The sequence below is a fragment of the Ligilactobacillus pabuli genome, from assembly GCF_022836475.1.
Lineage (GTDB): Bacteria > Bacillota > Bacilli > Lactobacillales > Lactobacillaceae > Ligilactobacillus > Ligilactobacillus pabuli.
In genome coordinates, this window is the sequence record NZ_BQXH01000005.1 from 99561 (window position 1) to 116669 (window position 17109).

A 17109-nucleotide genomic window follows, 5' to 3' on the forward strand; every position below is an offset into this window, starting at 1 on the left:
AACCTCTTTTCGCTTAGGTTTAAATGAAACAACCGACTAATTCATAAAAACAATTTACAAATTATGAGCTGTTCATTCTCTACGCCCTTATTGTAATCGCTTTCCGAAAGAAATACAAGTCAAAGATGTAGCAATTTGACCAAATTTATGCGGTTAACTCACGGTACTACTCTCATTTGGTTAAGGACCACTTGAAGTGCTTAGCTTAAGTCTAAAAAACACTCGTCATCAATTGGTCTAGGTGAAATTTTCATCACTAAAACTATCCCCTCCTAGCTAAAATATGGTATTCTATACTTAGTATTATTAAAAATAGATTAGTTAAAGGAGTGGAACCGATGCGGAAAAGTAAAATCAGCAAAATCTTAATGTCAGTCTTTGCACTACTCTTATTCATGACAGTGGCGCCAAAGGTACACGCAGAAAAAACTTACACGATTGGGACGGATGTTACCTATCCGCCATTTGAGTTTGCTAATAAAGACAACAAATACGTCGGAATCGACGTTGATTTGTTAAAGGCAATTGCTAAAGAGGAAGGTTTCAAAGTTAACATCAAAGCTTTAGGATTCAACGCGGCTGTCCAGTCGCTGCAATCTAACCAAATCGATGGTGTCATTGCTGGGATGTCCATTACGCCTGAACGTTTGGAAAAGTTTGATTTTTCAGATCCTTACTATAAAACTGGGGTTGTCATGGCCGTGCGTCAGGATAGCAAAATCAAAGGCCTCAGCGATTTGAAAGGCAAGAAAGTCGCCCTTAAAACTGGGACAGCTGCCGCAGCTTATGCCCAATCTCAACAAAAGAAGTATGGCTTCAAAACCGTGACTTTCGATGATTCCGACAATATGTATAACGACGTCGTCAATAAAAACTCAGTCGCCACTTTTGAAGATGTGCCCGTGATGCAATATGCGATCAAGACTGGGACTAAGCTTAAAATTGTGACCAAACCAGCCGAAAGCGGCAACTATGGTTTTGCAGTCATGAAGGGACAAAATGCTGACTTGCTGAAGAAATTCAACCATGGCTTAAAGGTCCTCAAGCAAAATGGTGAGTACAAAAAAATCACTGACCGTTACCTTAGTACCGACAAAGTTAACGCCGAGAAAAAGAAAAGCAATGAGCACACCATCGGCGGACTGCTCCACCAAAACTCTGGCGTACTTTTGAAAGGTTTAGGGCAAACTCTCTACTTAACAGTGGTCGGTATCATTGCCGCCACAGTCTTCGGGGTAATTTTTGGTTTGTTGGGTGTCTTACCTAACAAATTCGCCCGGGGCGTTTCCACGACTGTCATTTACATTTTCCGTGGTTTACCGCTGTTAGTCTTAGCACTCTTTATTTATAACGGAATCCCAAGTTTGACAGGCACAAAAATTCCAGCCTTTATTGCAGGGACAATTACCTTAATGCTAAATGAAGGTGCCTATACAGCTGCCTTTGTCAAAGGCGGAATTGAGTCAGTTGATGCTGGACAAATGGAAGCCGCACGCAGTTTGGGACTCCCGTTCGGTAAAGCGATGAGTAAAGTGATCTTACCTCAGGGGATCAAGATCATGGTACCATCGTTTATCAACCAGTTCATTATTACCTTGAAAGACACCTCGATCCTCTCAATTATTGGGATCCTAGAATTAACGCAAACTGGGAAAATCATTATTGCCCGTAACTTGGAAGGCTTCAAGGTCTGGGGAATCGTGGCATTGATGTACCTGATCATCATCACCTTGTTGACCTGGTTATCGAAATACGTTGAAAAGAAAATGAACAATTAAGCTTAAGTCCGCTTTTAGCCTTTAAAAGCCAACACTTCAGTTGCCAAAAAGCACTAATCAGTCTAGACGAGCAAGTTGCCACTAGTGCTGATTAGTGCTTTTTATTTACCAGACCAAACAAAAAGTCGGGCCTCTCGCAATGAGTGGCACCGACTTTTTATTTTTTAGTAATTAGCACGTCACATTGCGCTGCTTTCGGGACATAGGACGCCACCGAACCGGCAACCATCCGCTTAAATAAGCTCATCTCAGTTCCGCCGATTACCAAGAGATCATTGTGATACTCCGGTTGAAAGTCGTTTAAAATAACTTTTTTGGGATCACCGAATCTCAGATGCACAAAAACCTGTTCCGGTTTTAAATGATTTTCTGTTACCAAACGTTCTTTGATCTGCAGCAAGAATTTTTCGTTATCTTCTTCAATATCGACGATTTCTTGCCCATTGATCAACGTCTGGTCCCCTGCTTTATACTGTAACGAATTCACGTCGATCACCCGTAAAATATCCAGACGGGCATCGTTGCGTTTCGCGGTTGCGACAGCTTTTTGCAACGCTAGCTCAGCCCCTTCGGACTGATTGACCGCAACCAAAATTCGTTTGTAGTTAAGTGTCATGTTGTCACTCACCCCTGACTAAATAAATCTATGCTTAATATCATACTCTCTTTTGCCGGTGAAAACCATTTCAAACAACATTTTTCCAAAAATAATCCTATTTAGCTTCAATTTGGCTCACCATAATTATTAGTGACACCAGCGTAAGGATGATTCCAGCCCAATTCAGAAAAACATGTCTAAGATCTTCTGATTTCGGACGCTGAGTTCTATACCAATTTTTAAAAACGGGTAACTGACGCCATAAAAGGTATAAGCCTAAACCAGCACCCCCGACAAAAACCAGTAAGTTCACAATCGAACTGGCGGTCTTAGGTAAAATTCCTAACAGCCATCCTAGTCCATCGCCCAACACCAAGTTATTAAAAGCATGGAGCGTGATTGACCACTTGATTCCATACTTTAAAGCGACATAGCCCAAGACCACTCCCAAAATCAGCGCAAATGGGCTTTGCATAATGTTCAAGTGGTACAGACCGAACAAGTATGCCGACAACGCCACGGCCGGCACGGGTCCAAAGGGCTGCATCGTCCGCAAGATAAAGCCTCGAAAGACTAGTTCCTCGGTGATTGGTGCCAAAAAACCTGCATAGATAAACATCGACCAAGTCTCGCTACCGGCAGTGGCAGCATCAACTTCTGCGTTGGCAGTTAAATGAAAGCTGTTTAGCAGACTTTCTAAGCCATTAGAATAACCAGTAAAAATCAGTTGTACTAATAAAGTGACCGCAACTAGACCCCCGAACGTTCGCCAGTTCATCGGTGCGTCCCCGGGTTTAAAAAAAGTCTGCCGGATCCGTGGCGAACTAGCTGCTAAAATTACTAACAGACCTGCAGCAACGGCAAAAAAATACGGCGAACCAATCTGTTCGAGCTGATCACCCGAGAGTAACTGAGGCTTCAACAAGACTTCAACGGCCACTGCGACCACAGCGGCAATCTGAAAGACAATCGTGTAGGTAGCGCTGGTCAACCAAACTTTCTTGATTGTTTGGCGATAAGTTGCAGGTTCTTTCACTTTAGCTGACTCCTCCTTTGAAAATAAGTCTATTTGTCTATGGTAACACAGAGTGAAGTGAGACGGGAGAACTCAAGCATTATTGTAGACGGAAACCAGATTAGTGGAAACTCTCGCCTCAAGTAGCTCAACTACAACTACAATTCAGGATTCGAACACAAGTCTAGCAGACTTATGTAGGTAAATGAAAATGCAAACACTAGTCTGTCAGACTTACGTTCGCAAGCAACAAAATTAATCTCTACTCGACCCTCACCCAACTATTTTTAGTTCAAAAAAATGACCAGCACTTTGTGGGACTCATTTGTTAACTAAATGAGACGCCCAAAATACTGGTCGTTAATATTTAATGCTATTTTGCTTGTGCTAGTAAATCAACATGCTGAGCATGGAATTGTTTCAGCTGTGCATCGTTCAAGTTTCCTAATTCATGCAGTTTGTTTTCAATGGTATCGAAAACTTCGATCCGGTCTGGCAAACTATCAACGAAGTCGTACTGATCACCATCGATCACCAATAGTGGCGAAGCATCGTAATCACTCATCCATTCGTCGTAGCAGGCCAACAAACGCTGGTAGTAATCAACCAACGATGGATCCTTTTCTACTAACTCATAATCACGGCCGCGCTTTTCGATCCGCTTGATCATCGTTTCGTATGAAACTTTGATTGTGATCATCAAGTCTGGTGATTTCTTATGGGAAGCAAATGGTAATTCTTCCATCATGTTATTCAATAAGCTCTTATAGATGTCATATTCAACCTGAGTGGCGTTACCCATCTCCGTGTTGATTTTCATGAAAATTTCGTCTTCATAAATCGAACGATCTAAAATATTGTTGTCCTCACGCATTGCAGCCTTGATCATCGAAAAACGACGATTTAAGAAAAATGTCTGTAATAAATATGCGTAGGGGTTAGTGGCCTCTTGGTCTCCAGCTGCCCGTTTTTGTGCGGCAATCTCATTTCCTTTATAAAAAATTGGCAAGACAGGATTATCTTGCACTGGTTCGTAATATGCTTTTGTTCCGAGTTCTGCTGAAAGGATATCCGTTAAACTAGACTTTCCTGACCCGATAATACCAGATAATGTAATCAAAATGATTGAAGCATCCTTTCCCTAAATATCAAAGACAAGGAGTGCTCCTCGTCTGTTTCCTTCTATTCACCTTAACAATCATACGCGGGTTTAGCCTAAAAATAAAGAGCTAAATCGTGTTCAACTTGCACGAAAAAGTTACCGGTCTCGCTTTCATTGGCTGTTAACGGTCATTTCTAAAAAAATTACAATTGAGTTACTTAATGAAGAAAGGTAGGCTCTGCAAGCAATAATTGGGAGTTGACCGTTCTGTGTTCTTAGTCGAGCTACTCAGGGCAAGAGATTCCGCCCATCCAAACCCATGAACCGATGCCGAAAGCGCATCAGTCCCTGGGTTCCGATGTTGCTCGTCTCTTAACCGCCCTGCTTCGCTCTGTGTTTTCTTAGTCGAGCTACGCGAAACAGAAAGCTCCGCCCATCCAAGCCAGGCCTTCAATGCCAAAAGCGCATTAAAGGTCTGGCTCCGATAGTGCTCACTTTCTCCCGTTTCACTTCGCTCTGTGTTTTGCACCCAGCACCGTTGCTAAACTAACCAGTGCTAACAGTACTAAGAAACCAAAGTCAAAGCGACTTCCCAGTAGAGTTGCCCGCGACATACTGCCCTGACTTGCCATTTGACGAGCAGAAATAATGGCTGATAACACACTAGTTCCAAGTGAGCCAGCATACTGTTGAAAAGTGTTAAACAGTGAATTAATTTCAGCCTTTTGTGCTGGTGGAACCTGGGTACTTGCGTCCGACATCGAATTACTAAAACCAAAGTTAAAGCCACCACGTAAGAAAATATAAATCAACGTCACAGAAATGACACCCAACACAGGAGTCAAACTAAAAAATAACAAACTACCACAAGTCACCAACAAGCTCGAAATTAATAATGGTAAGAAAGCACCATGCTTGTCAAATAATCGTCCAGCCAACGGTGACACTGCTGCCCCAACGAGCGCCCCTGGCAATAAAATAAAGCCCGCCACAAACGCACTCACATGTAAGTAACCCTCAGTAAAGATCGGCAAAACAAATGAAATTCCGATATTGACAAACTGCAAGATGAAAAAGTTTAACCAGCGTAAGCCGATTAATGGGTGGAGCAAGAGCTTAAAGTTCAAAATTCGCCGGGCAGAAAAATGCAAATGAACGGCTAACAAGCTCACACCAATCACGAAGGCCAGTAAAAACCACCAGAATCGTCGGTCGCCAAAGCCATAGTTGCCTGCTTGAGCGAAAGCTGTACTTAAACTAAAGAAGGTCACACTCAACAAAATAACGCCCAGCCAGTCAAACTTCTCAGTGGTTGAACTAGCAGCCAAGCGGATGTTTCGTTCGCCAAGCCAAGCCGTCAGTAACAAGATTGGCAGAACAATGATGAAAATGCCCCGCCACGACCAAAAAGCAACCAAGGTTCCGCCATAGGTCGGTCCTAGTGCCGGTGCTAGCGAAATCACCATCGCTGCAATTCCCATATAAGTGCCTAGTTTTTCTTGCGGTACTAATGACATCACCAAATGAAACATTAACGGTGTCGAAAGTCCGGTCGCTACCGCCTGTAGTAACCGTCCTCCCAGCAGAACTGCAAAACTTGGGGCACTCGCACACAACAAGGTTCCCACCAAATTAAAACAGATGGCCGTCGTAAATAATGTCCGGGCAGCAAACTTTTTAGTTAAAAAGCCTGTCGTTGACATGACCAAAGTGACCATTAACAAATACCCTGAAGTGACCCACTGCATACTTCCCAAACTCACATGAAATTCTTGGGTCAAAGTTGGAAAAGAGACGTTCAACGACGTTTCAACCAAAATTCCTAAAAATGATAACAACGCTACTGCGCCGATTGCCAGTTGTGTTTGCCGGCTAACTGTCGTTTCATTCATATTAATTGACTTCTCCTTTATTACTATCTTATGATGAAACTAAATTTAGTTTCCCACTTATTTTACTGGTAATTTTAAGTTATTTCTAGCATAGAAAGGATCGATCACATGCAAATACCAACCATTACCTTACGAGACGGGCTTGAACTACCAGCCATCGGCTTTGGGACCGCCGGCTTACGTGGGCCTGCCGGAATCACTGCCATTAATTCAGCCATCAATGCGGGCTACCGTTTGCTAGATACTGCCTATAATTATGAAAATGAAGGAACTGTCGGCCAAGCTATCAAGAAGGCCCAGTTACCCAGAGAACAGCTCTTCATTTCTTCTAAACTACCAGGGCGCCACCACAAGTACCACCAGGCCATCACTGCCATTCAAGAATCTTTGTACCGCGCGGGCCTCGACTACTACGACCTCTACCTGATCCACTGGCCCAATCCGCAACGCGCCGAGTACGTCGAAGCATGGCAAGCATTACTAGACGCCAAACGTTTCGGTCTCGTGCGAGCAGTGGGCGTTTCCAACTTCTTACCTGAACATTTGGAAAAGCTAGCAACAGAGACCGGCGAGTTACCCGAACTTAACCAGATTGAGCTCCACCCACTTTTCAGCCAACCAGAATTGCGTAGTTATAATGCAGAACACGAAATTGTAACTCAGGCTTGGAGTCCGCTCGGCGGTAAAACTCAGGATCTCAGCCAGCCGATTCGCAACTTGCCGTTACTGCAAAGTCTCGCTGACAAATACGGTAAAAATAGCGGGCAAATTATTTTGCGTTGGGAACATCAACTGGGCGTCCTACCGCTACCACTCTCGCACAATCCCCAGCGTCAAGCTCAAAACCTGGATATTTTTGACTTTAAATTAACCACTGCTGAAGTTAAACAAATCTGTGCCTTGGATCAAGAAAATGCCCGTGTTTCTCAGCAAGATCCGCGCACTCATGAAGAACTATAAACGTCGTTAAGATAGGCTGGCCCTGTGCTAGGCCTATTTTTTGACGCCAAAAAGGCTCCGTTTCGATAACGGAACCTGGCTAAATTTATTCTCCCCAGACCTCTTTAGCTGTTGCCACAACCAGGCGGATCTTGTCCCACTGCTGGTCTTCTGTTAGTTTGTTTCCTTCCTCAGTCGAAGCAAAGCCACACTGCGTGCTTAAAGAAAGATTTTCTAATGGAACTTCCTGTGCTGCTTCTTTAATCCGCGCAATTAATGTTTCAGGTTGTTCTAACTGTGCTTTTTTACTGGTGACTAGACCCAAGACAACTTTTTTGCCAGCAGGTACTTCCGCTAGCGGTTCAAAGTCACCGGAACGATCATCATCAAATTCGAGATAAAAAGCATCGACCTTTTCTTGTGCCAACAAATGGCTGGCAACCGGAGCATAACCACCACTAGCGGCCCAAGTTGAATGGTAGTTTCCACGGCAAACATGGGTACTCAGTCGAAGATCAGCAGGCAGATCACTTAAAGCGGCATTATTGACCTGAAGATAAATATCCTGAAGTTCCTCTAGGTCATAGTCGCCATTCGTTTGATTTTCCCAAAAATCGTGGTCAACTACCATCCCCCAAGTACAATCATCAATTTTTAAGTCCCGACACCCAGCTTGATATAAGGTAAGGATCAAATCATGGTAGGCCTGACCAATATCAGTAATTAACTCTGCTTGATCAGGATAAACTTGTTGCAAAGCTGCTAAATTATCTTCACCACGCAAGAGTTCGGAATAAAATTGTGCAGGTGCAGGAATACTTTGACGCGCGGTCACTCCTGGCTGGTCGGCTACTAGTTCCTGCAGAAATTTAAAGGCTTGAATATCAGGATGACTTGGTTTAAAGGCAATTTTTCCAACAACCCGCGCTGAGTCAGCTCGTGTTTCTTCATCATGGAAGAAATATCCGTGTTCCGGACGAGTATGTTCAATCCCAGCAAAGCCCCAGAAAGTATCTAAATGCCAGTAACTCCGCCGAAATTCACCATCGGTTACAACCTGCAACCCAGCTGCGATTTCTTGTGCCACTAATTTTTTGATTTCGCTATTCTCGACTGCCGTCAATGCTGACTGATCAATTTGGCCTGCCACAAACTTTTCTCGCGCCTCTTTTAACTGTGCTGGACGTAAAAAACTACCGACAATATCATAATGTAACTTAGTTGCTGTTTGTTCTACCATTTAAATCTCTCCTTTACTTTTCACCAAACCAAAAACGCCCCACAAAGACAATTTCCATCATCTTTGTGGGGCGTGTCTTTTACAAATTAAAATTCACGCGGTACCACCCACTTCGCTGTTAGTTTGACTAACAGCCTCATCAGGGACACTAACTGAGCTATCCCCTGCCGCGGTAACGGGCGGACCCGCAAGTCGCTCACTAGTTTTAGCTCACAACTTGATTGCATTCCAAGACCATCTTCACCGACCTCTTCTTCTCGCTTCCCAGCTCCCGCGATTCTCTGGTAAGATTTAATCAGTTACTCATCTTTTTTTAGCAAATATTCATTAAGTTGTAAGTAATAATAAAACAGACACTGACCGTTGTCAAGCATGACGGTTTAATTTATTTTTGGTGGGCTAACTTTTAGCCAGTCTCGAGCTCTAGAACATACTTCGACTGACTTTGGGTTCAGTCTGGCTCCTTCTTCCTCAATTTTGGAGCCAGACTGCTTTCGTTTGGACCATCCCTCCTCATTCTTGGGGCCAGACTGCTTTCGTTTGGTCCCTATTTCCTCAATCTTAGGGCCAAACTCCCAAACTTAAGCTCCCATCCACCAAACCTCCCCAAAACTCTCATTTCTCTGAACACAAAAAGGTCGAGGCCAGTTGTACTACACAACTAGCCCCGGCTTTTAGTTTCAATTAATCTTTGTAGAACGTATCTCGAACCGCATTAGTAATCGCAATCTTATCGTGCTGGAATGACAAACCACCCTGAATATACAAAATGTATGGGTCACGTAACGGGCCATCGGAGGATAGTTCAATCGTTGAGCCCTCTGTAAAGCTCCCTGACGCCATGATAACTTGATCTTCATAGCCATCTTGGTAACTTGGTTCTGGATCAACAAAAGCATTCATTGGTGAGTAATGTTGGATAGCAGCACAGAATTGAATCATTGGTTCTGGCTTACCAAAAGCAATCGTTTCTACAATATCTGAACGTGGATCACTCCATTTTGGTGCAGCAACCATGCCCATCTTCTCCAATAAAGCTGCAGTAAAGACCATTCCCTTCAAAGCTTCCGCTGTAGTATGTGGAGCTAAGAAGAATCCTTCATAAAAATCACGCAAATAGCCGTATGTTGCACCTTCGTACTTACCAGCACCTGGTACGATCAATTGTGAGCCGCAGTCTTGAATCAAATCCGCCCGGCCAACGATATATGCACCAGATTTGGCGATACCGGCACCAGCGTTCTTGTACAGGGAACCAGCCATTAAATCTGCCCCAAAGAAGGTTGCTTCTTCAGTTTCAGTAAATTCACCGTAACAGTTATCAATGAAGATGATGGCTTGTGGTGCCAAACGTTTGGCCGTTTCCACCATCTTTTTAATTTTATCAAGGGTGAACGTTGCTCGAGTAGCGTACCCTAAAGAACGTTGAATCGTCACAACTTTGATCGTTGGGTCGCCAGCCAGATCTTTTTCCACGTTTTCGTAGTCAACTTCACCATTTGGTAAGAGTTCAGTACATTTGAAGTTAATGCCACGTTTCTTCATGTTACCGGGTTTGTCGCCCGCTAAACCAATCACTTCTTGAATCGTATCGTAAGGAGTCCCAGTCATATAGTATAAAGTATCGCCATAATAGAGTTGTGAGAACAATGCTGTGGCAATCGCATGGGTCCCAGAAGTCAACTGTGGTCGCACGAGAGCATCTTCTGTCTTAAAATAACCCGCATAAATTTTTTCCAATTTGTCACGGCCAATATCATCGTAGCCATAGCCGGTTGAACCAACTAAGTCCTCTTCAGCGACATGGTTTTCGCGGAATAAATTCAAAACGCGCTGTTGGTTATATAATGAAACCTCATTAATTTCATTCAACCGAGGAGCGATCATTTCGTCGACTTCGGCAATTTTTTGTTGTAGATCTGCTGGTAAATTTTCTTGCCAATTATGTTTCATGTATTTTTTTCTCCTTTTCATATTAAACGAGCAGTTTGTGTCCAACCGGTGAAATTTAACTCACGTAACTGACACGGTGACGTCCGCTAAACTACATTAGCACCACAGAGATGCTGTCATTTCCAGTCTACCCATCTCATAGCTAATAAGCAAGTTTAGACTCCGTTAACTGCGGGTTACTTCCAATTTTAAGCACAAGCAAACCCCACAACTGCTCGCTGTGAGGTTTGTTAGTTTATTATTTAGTTGCTTCAACCAAAGCAGCTACTTCTTCTAACTGCTTATCGTTTAATTCTGACTTAATTTTTGGTGCAAAGCCGTGCAAGAAAAGTGAATGATCACTGATTTTAACGCCGCTCTTTGTCAAAGCCTTGGTAAATTCTGTTTTGATTGAGAATGCACCGCCGGAAGTTCCAAACATCACAACTTCGCCAACTTGGCTTGGATCGATCTTTTCAGCATACTTCCGTAAGGCTGAGTACATCTTACCGTGGACAGCACCACCTAAGTACAATTTATCAACCTTATCTGGTAGCGGCTCTTCGATTGAAGCAGCTTGAACACCTAATTTTTCTCCCAATAAATTAGCGACTTTCTCTGTGTTCCCAGATTTTGAACAATATCTTACAGCTATCATGAATATTTCCCCCTCGTAGAAATATGAAGCGTTTTTTATTACAAAACCATTATACGCTTTGCTCATTAATTAAATCAAATCTTACTTTGGAAAAATTAAAATCTGTCTGAAAATGTAATCGATTTCTGATAATATTATTAGACATCAATATACTGTCTGTCCCAAAAGCACCCCCTGGACTACCTTGGGATCACTTTGCAAAATATTCAAAGCAACTGCCTTGGCCCATTTTCATTAAGATAACTTTTTGACTTCCTGTTTTAGTTCTGGCCATGCTTTCATCTACAACCTTCCTCCATTCAACACCAATTTCCAAAAATCTCAAAAAAACACATAACAACATCAAATATCTAGATGTTGTTATGTGTTTTACTTAATCATACCTAAGCATAAAATCCACTAAATTCGTCGAACCTTTTCTTAGCTTACTGCTGATCTTCTCCATCATCGAAATAATCTTTAGCAGTTGGTGCTTGTTTTGGTTCAGCCTGAACTTGGGTTGTTTCCTTAGTTGGAACAGGTTCGTTCAAAGAAACTCGTCCATCGGCACGTTTGCCAACGATTTCTGCGATATCGATCCCCGTTGCTTGTTTGATGAATTGGCTTGATTGAACGAAACCAGTATTCATTTGGTCACCAACACCTTGGGCACCATCAAAAACCGTTAAGTTATCAATATTGGCAATGGCTGAAGCATAAGCTGACATAATTTCTGGCAACTTATCGATTAGTTGCTGTTGCAAGGCCTTGTCATTTTCAGCCAGAGCCTGTGACATCATCCGTTGAGCATCGGCAGAAGCCTTCCCTTCGGCTTGGATCTTCGCTGCGTTAGCTTCCGCAGTTTGTCTAGTCGTATAAGCTTGGGCGTCAGCAGCTATTCGTTGTGACTGCGCGTCAGCTTCTTGGCTAGCAATCGTCGTGGCCTTAAATTTGTTTTGTGCGACAATAATTTGATTTTCAGAAACTTGTTGTTGCTGTTTAGCCTTTTCAATTTCTCCGGCTTGTTCAGCCACAGCGTTTTTCTGATTGACATCGGCATTGTATTCCGCCTTAGCCACGTTCGTATCACGCTGTGTTTGTGCGATTTCTTTATCTGCCCGGGCTTTAGCCTGTTGAGCTTCCTGGGTATTTTGTGCTTCTACCAAACGAGCTTCTTTATCACGTTGGGCAATTTCTTTTCTGGCTTCTGCATCGGCTGAAGCTTGCAGCTTTTTGGCATTAGCTTGCTTTTCAGCAATTTCACCAGCAGACAATGATTCATAGTAGCCATGTTTGTCAGAGATCCGCGTAATTTGCAGACTAGTGATTTCCAACCCCATATTAGCAAAAGTTGCTTCAATCGAACGCACAACTTGAGTTTGGAAAGCCGAGCGGTCATTGGCTTCTTTTGGTGTTAATGATGATAAGACTTCACGCAAACCACCTTTAACCACTTCGATCATCTGTGCGCTTAACTCGTCATCTGACAAGCCCATGATTTTTTCTGCAGCGATGGCAATCAATTCTGGTGTTGAACCGATCCGTAAGACCGCGTTGACTGATGCATCTACTGGGACTGAATCAACCGTCATAATTTCTTCAACATCAGCATTGATATTAAAGGTATCCAATGAATAAACATTGGCCTGTTGGATCACCGGGATCACAAAGGCTCCCCCACCTTTAACAACCTTCATGTGGGTCCCTAAATCGGCATTTTCCTGGATATTCTTTCCCTTCAGCAAACCACCAGTTACGATCAGGACTTCATTGGGTCCAACTTTCCGATACAGCATAGAACCAATTACGATAAACAAGATGATCAGTACTATAATTGAAATAATTGTCACTAAAAAACTAGGCATATTACCACTCCTTTAAAGTTTTACTACTTATTATTCTAGCAGACCGTGCTACAAAACTCCTATTAAACGTCCCAGTTAATAGACATATCCGATAAAAACCTAGGCTAAGCCATGATTTTTTGATACTAAAGTTGACCTGAGATGCTGGGCTTTTCGTTTCATAGTCTGATGCTTAAGGCGAAACTACTAAAGTATATTTTTAATATGTACTTTCAATGCTACATACTTTTAACCGACCAAATTACCGGCCACTCCTTTATGGTATCGAATTCATTAGAAAGTTGTCAAACAATTTGATTGTGCACGATATATTATATAGATACTACTAGCATTAGCTTTTTATAACAGTCTATTTTCCTGCAGAAGCTGTGGACTTTTAGTGACAACTACCGCCGCAAAACAATTTCACAGTCTTGGCATTTCTTGTGAGATTGATTACACTAGCTCTCTGTGTATTTATTTGAAGTAATAAAGCTTCTTAAAATTTTCCTAAAATGTAGTTCAATTCTTTATTAGTTAAAGGTTACTTAATTAGCTCATACTTTCTGTCAGACTAATTTTTCAAAGTCTGCAAACTTTCAGCAGATTTTTAGCCGAAATTATGCTATTCTTGAGTGAACAATACTTACTTGTTGTCAGCAAACTAGTCCGACAACCAAACTAACAATAAAAAGAGGTAATTTAAAATGGTTAATCAATTTCCCCAGGTGCTGACAATTGCCGGCTCTGATAGTGATGGTAGTGCCGGCTTGCAAGCTGACATGAATACTTTTCAGCGTTGTGGAGTTTATGGAATGAGCGTCTTAACCGCCGCAGTTGCTGGTAATTCATATGGCATTTTTGCCAGCCACCCAATGCCGCTTGACTTCATCAACCAACAGTTCAAGGTTCTAACTGACGATTTTGTGATCAAAGCTTGCAAAACTGGGATGCTCACAGACACAGCTACCATTAAAACTGTCGCCGACAACTACCGTCAATATGATTTAGGACCACTAGTTTTAGATCCAGTTATCATTACCAAACATGGTGACATGTTACTTGAAGAAGACGCATTTGAAACACTCAAGTCTGAACTGATCCCACAAGCCACAGTGTTAACCCCTAACTACTATGAGGCCGTCAAACTAACTGGGACCGAAATCGACAGTCCGGCTGATGCCTTACAGGCTGCCCATATTCTCCAGAAGATGGGGGCTAAAAACGTCATGGTCAAAGGACGCCACACTTCGACCACTCAAGCCGAAGTTACTGACACCGTCTTATTAGAGGACGGAACTTCTTTTACTTTAAGCGCACCCTATATCAATACCACCCATATCAACGGAACCGGCGACCTGTTGTCCGCTTGCATCGCCGCTGAAATTGCCAAAGGAACCAGCATTGAAGCAGCCATTCGTCAAGCAAAGAAATTCGTCACGGCTGCAATTGCGGATGAACTTTTCGTCGGTCATAAGTATGGCCCAGTCAACCATTTGACAGACTACAACTTCGATTAAATCAAAAACTCACCAAGTACTGTTCAAATGACAGTCACTTGGTGAGTTTTTTTCACATCCATTCCCATAGCTCTGGACTAATTTTTAACTGCTAACAATCAGTTAATTCTGGTTGCAAAAGCGGACAGGACTAGTTGGAAAATGCTATAATAGTTCAGTATTACTCAGCAATGAAGTTGTAATTTTTTCTTATTATCTAATCAAGGGTCTTGTACTTGCTGAGCTCGCGCTATATAAAGATTGCAGGGGCATTGCTCAAGTTATTGATTCATTATATGAAATGGGAGTACTTATTGTGAAATTCTTTAAACCAACTAAATCAACTGACGATTCAACTAGAGTTAATAAATCACGAATTCCGAACCGGTTAAACATCCTGTTTTTTATCACCTTTCTGTTGTTCGCCTTACTGATTGGCCGGCTCGTGCAGCTGCAAATTATCCAAGGTGATCGTTTTCAAAGTGAAATTACCAGTGGTGACATTAAAACCGAAACTAGAAATGTCCAACGTGGGATGATTTACGATTCAGCGGGTAAACCGTTAGTCGCAAACAACACTACTCGGGCCATTAGTTACTCTAAGCCACTCAATGTCTATCCGAAAACGATGCATTCTGTTGCAACTGATTTGGTAAAATATGTCGCAATTGACGACGAAGCAACAACCAGTTCCATGCTGATCAATTTTTATTTGGCCAAGCATGAAGATGACGTCAAAAAACAAATTCCAAACGTCAATAAAATCACCGACGATAAGAAATTGGCTCAGTTAGAATTTGACTACGTTAAACAGCACAAACTAACTGAAAACATGTCCGACCAACAAAAAAAAGCTGCTGCCATCTATAATAAGATGAACAACGCCTATTCATTATCGACCATTTATTTGAAAACTAAAGACGTTTCTGACGAAGAAATGGCGCGGATCGGTGAACACCAGTCTGATTTGCCCGGAATTAAAATCACGACCGACTGGACCCGTAGCTATCCAAATGGCGATTCGATCAAGAATGTCGCCGGAACTGTCACCTCACAAAAGCAAGGTTTGCCAAGCGAACGAATCAATGAATTACTCGCCCAGGGCTATTCCCGAGATGACAACGTCGGTTCCAGTTATATTGAATCTCAGTATGAAAACATTCTGAAGGGAACCAAGGAAGCCATTAACGTCGAAACCCAAAACGGCAAGATTTTACAGCGAACCAAGCAGTACGGTGGAAAAGCTGGGGATGACATCCAGCTAACAATCAACTCCAAGTTCCAAAACCATGTGCAAGACATCGTTGAAAACGCGGTTAAATCTGGTTCCGGTAATGGTAACCCGCTGATGACCGGGGGCTATGCCGTGGTCATGAATCCCAATACTGGGGGAATTTATGCTTTAGCAGGAGTTGACCGGGATAACAAGACTGGCAAATTAACCACTAACTCACTGGGACCATTGAACCAAACCATGGTAATGGGTTCAGTTGTCAAGGGTGCGCAAGTCATGGGTGGTTTGCGTTCTGGCGTCATCACCCCGACAAATAACACTCTGACTGATATTCCAATCAAGCTAGCCGGAACTGCCACAATTGCTTCCATCTTTAACCAAGGTGGGAATAATAACATGGTCCTTTCAGCCGCTGACGCTTTGGAGGTTTCCTCTAACTCGTACATGATGCAATTAACCATGAAAGAAGCTGGTTTCCATTATGCACCAGGTGTTGGACTAAACATGCCAGTCTCAATTTTTGATAAACTACGCTCTAACTTTAACCAGTACGGCTTGGGGGTTAAGACTGGGGTTGACATTCCTGGTGAAGCACCCGGCTTTAAGGGTGGTTCGACTCAAGCAGATATTGGGAAAGCATTGAACTTATCTTTTGGTAACTACGATGCCTACACACCAATTCAGGTGGCACAATATATGTCAACAATCGCCAATGGCGGCTACCGGATGCAGCCACACGTTCTTCAATCCGTGCGCGGTCGAGGTAAAAATGGCAAACTAGGGCCAACTCGTTACGAATTCCAACCACGAGTTCTAAACGTCGTTCCGGGAACTAAGGCCCAATGGGATATCGTCCATCGTGGTCTCTGGCAAGTGGTCCACGGCAATAACCAATGGCGGACTGGCCGCCGATTGGAAACACTCAAGCCGGAAGTTTCCGCTAAGTCTGGTACTGCCGAAACTATTACTAATGGTGCTGAAACTACCACTTTAACGGCGGCTAGTTATGCTCCATCAGATAATCCACAAGTTGTCATCGCCGTTGCCTATCCTGGTTCAGGTTCTACCAATGAAGGTTTCAACATGGATTCTGTCAAATCTATTTATGATGCTTTCTGGAAAGACGTTATGTCGAGCGATGAATTTAAATAAATTAAAGTCGGTCTCCGTTAATGGGGGCCGGCTTTTTTTCTAGCTACAATGCTTATATTTTCCAGTGCTACTTTACCTAAGTTCAACCAGCAATCTCATTTGCCGGTCCTAGTTCGCCTAAGTTCAACCACCAAATCCAGTTGCCGGCGCTACTTCGACGAAGTTCAACCACCAAATCCTGTTGCCGGTGTTACTTCGCCTAAGTTCAACCAGCAATCTCATTTGCCGGTCCTACTTCGACGAAGTT

12 protein-coding genes are annotated in these 17109 nt (G+C 42.9%); 4 read left to right on the forward strand and 8 right to left on the reverse strand.

The genetic code is table 11. The features are described from left to right. The first annotated feature begins 368 nt into the window (after positions 1-368). A complete protein-coding gene (locus tag LPAF129_RS03925) occupies positions 369-1778 on the forward strand; it encodes an amino acid ABC transporter substrate-binding protein/permease (protein WP_244054888.1) in 1410 nt (469 codons plus the stop codon). Positions 1779-1935: 157 nt separating this feature from the next. Here the strand turns inward: LPAF129_RS03925 and LPAF129_RS03930 are convergent, their stop codons facing one another. From LPAF129_RS03930 to LPAF129_RS03945, 4 genes are all read right to left on the reverse strand, one after another. Further along, a complete protein-coding gene (locus LPAF129_RS03930) occupies positions 1936-2394 on the reverse strand; it encodes a universal stress protein (protein ID WP_244054854.1) in 459 nt (152 codons plus the stop codon). 97 nt (positions 2395-2491) lie between these two features. Further along, on the reverse strand, positions 2492-3412 hold the full coding sequence (locus tag LPAF129_RS03935) for a CPBP family intramembrane glutamic endopeptidase (protein ID WP_244054855.1): 921 nt from the start codon (positions 3410-3412) through the stop codon (positions 2492-2494). Positions 3413-3764: 352 nt separating this feature from the next. Next, positions 3765-4511 (reverse strand): deoxynucleoside kinase, encoded by a 747-nt coding sequence (locus LPAF129_RS03940; RefSeq protein WP_244054856.1) that lies wholly within the window; start codon positions 4509-4511, stop codon positions 3765-3767. Between the two features lie 488 nt (positions 4512-4999). Continuing rightward, entirely contained in the window at positions 5000-6385 is a 1386-nt protein-coding gene (locus LPAF129_RS03945; RefSeq protein ID WP_244054857.1) for an MFS transporter, read from the reverse strand. Between the two features lie 108 nt (positions 6386-6493). Between LPAF129_RS03945 and LPAF129_RS03950 the strand changes: the two genes are divergently transcribed. Next, a complete protein-coding gene (locus LPAF129_RS03950) occupies positions 6494-7345 on the forward strand; it encodes an aldo/keto reductase (RefSeq protein ID WP_244054858.1) in 852 nt (283 codons plus the stop codon). A gap of 85 nt (positions 7346-7430) precedes the next feature. On the opposite strand, the gene LPAF129_RS03955 is transcribed toward LPAF129_RS03950, so the two are convergent. The 4 genes from LPAF129_RS03955 to LPAF129_RS03970 all read right to left on the reverse strand — a co-directional run bounded on the left by LPAF129_RS03955 (position 7431) and on the right by LPAF129_RS03970 (position 12998). Further along, positions 7431-8564: a 5-methyltetrahydropteroyltriglutamate--homocysteine S-methyltransferase gene (locus tag LPAF129_RS03955; RefSeq protein WP_244054859.1), complete on the reverse strand. Its 1134-nt coding sequence runs from the start codon at positions 8562-8564 to the stop codon at positions 7431-7433. Positions 8565-9248: 684 nt separating this feature from the next. Further along, a complete protein-coding gene (locus tag LPAF129_RS03960) occupies positions 9249-10517 on the reverse strand; it encodes a methionine gamma-lyase family protein (RefSeq protein ID WP_244054860.1) in 1269 nt (422 codons plus the stop codon). Positions 10518-10755: 238 nt separating this feature from the next. Next, positions 10756-11154 (reverse strand): flavodoxin family protein, encoded by a 399-nt coding sequence (locus LPAF129_RS03965; protein WP_244054861.1) that lies wholly within the window; start codon positions 11152-11154, stop codon positions 10756-10758. A gap of 425 nt (positions 11155-11579) precedes the next feature. Further along, positions 11580-12998 carry a flotillin family protein gene (locus LPAF129_RS03970; RefSeq protein WP_244054862.1) on the reverse strand — a complete coding sequence of 473 codons (1419 nt, stop codon included), beginning with the start codon at positions 12996-12998 and terminating at the stop codon, positions 11580-11582. A gap of 686 nt (positions 12999-13684) precedes the next feature. Here LPAF129_RS03970 and thiD point away from each other — a divergent pair. Both thiD and LPAF129_RS03980 read left to right on the forward strand, forming a co-directional pair. Next, a complete protein-coding gene (gene thiD / locus LPAF129_RS03975; protein ID WP_244054863.1) occupies positions 13685-14497 on the forward strand; it encodes a bifunctional hydroxymethylpyrimidine kinase/phosphomethylpyrimidine kinase in 813 nt (270 codons plus the stop codon). Between the two features lie 295 nt (positions 14498-14792). Further along, positions 14793-16862: a peptidoglycan D,D-transpeptidase FtsI family protein gene (locus LPAF129_RS03980; RefSeq protein WP_244054864.1), complete on the forward strand. Its 2070-nt coding sequence runs from the start codon at positions 14793-14795 to the stop codon at positions 16860-16862. The last annotated feature ends 247 nt before the right edge of the window (positions 16863-17109 follow it).

What these genes read in the sequence shown, in the direction of transcription:
- LPAF129_RS03925 (WP_244054888.1), top strand. Translation starts at nt 369, where the DNA reads ATGTCAGTCTTTGCACTACTCTTATTCATGACAGTGGCGCCAAAGGTA.
- LPAF129_RS03930 (WP_244054854.1), bottom strand. Translation starts at nt 2,394, where the DNA reads ATGACACTTAACTACAAACGAATTTTGGTTGCGGTCAATCAGTCCGAA.
- LPAF129_RS03945 (WP_244054857.1), bottom strand. Translation starts at nt 6,385, where the DNA reads ATGAATGAAACGACAGTTAGCCGGCAAACACAACTGGCAATCGGCGCA.
- LPAF129_RS03950 (WP_244054858.1), top strand. Translation starts at nt 6,494, where the DNA reads ATGCAAATACCAACCATTACCTTACGAGACGGGCTTGAACTACCAGCC.
- LPAF129_RS03955 (WP_244054859.1), bottom strand. Translation starts at nt 8,564, where the DNA reads ATGGTAGAACAAACAGCAACTAAGTTACATTATGATATTGTCGGTAGT.
- LPAF129_RS03960 (WP_244054860.1), bottom strand. Translation starts at nt 10,517, where the DNA reads ATGAAACATAATTGGCAAGAAAATTTACCAGCAGATCTACAACAAAAA.
- LPAF129_RS03965 (WP_244054861.1), bottom strand. Translation starts at nt 11,154, where the DNA reads ATGATAGCTGTAAGATATTGTTCAAAATCTGGGAACACAGAGAAAGTC.
- LPAF129_RS03970 (WP_244054862.1), bottom strand. Translation starts at nt 12,998, where the DNA reads ATGCCTAGTTTTTTAGTGACAATTATTTCAATTATAGTACTGATCATC.
- thiD (WP_244054863.1), top strand. Translation starts at nt 13,685, where the DNA reads ATGGTTAATCAATTTCCCCAGGTGCTGACAATTGCCGGCTCTGATAGT.